Below are 453 nucleotides of genomic sequence, written 5' to 3' on the forward strand. Positions count from 1 at the left end.
CCGCACTTTTTCCTAAACTTTCAGCGAGTTCAGAATCACAGAAAAAAGGTCACAGGTCTATTTCTACAGGTCTCGTAGCGAACTTTCTTTCAAAGGTCCGCGAACCTCTTAATGCGTGCTTCAAGAGGAAAGGAGGTTTTAGGCTTGTATGCTTGCAAGACTGCTTCTCCTAGGGAGCAGGCTAAGTACAAGGCCGCTTGCTTGCGGGCACTTAATCTAAGCCTTATTCGGCGCACTCTGCAGGCTCTAAAAGCTCACCACGCAATACGTTGATGCTCTTGGGCGCTGAACTAACCTTGCATTGTTTGCCTTGAAAGGCGTGCAAGAGTATTTCGATTTGCTCGCCGTGCATTGAATAAAGTGAACACGATGATAGAAGTACAGTCAGAGTGAGAAACGTTCTCTTAAAAAGTGCGCTACGCCATCTTGATGGTGATGGCCTATAACTTCGTT

General features: G+C 46.4%; 1 protein-coding gene. It reads right to left on the reverse strand.

Features of this window, described 5'->3' with window-relative positions:
• Positions 1-223: 223 nt before the first annotated feature.
• The coding region (locus tag A3738_RS31940) for a carbon storage regulator (protein WP_231876613.1) at positions 224-453 on the reverse strand (230 nt) is incomplete at its 5' end.

This window comes from Oleiphilus sp. HI0066 (assembly GCF_001635725.1).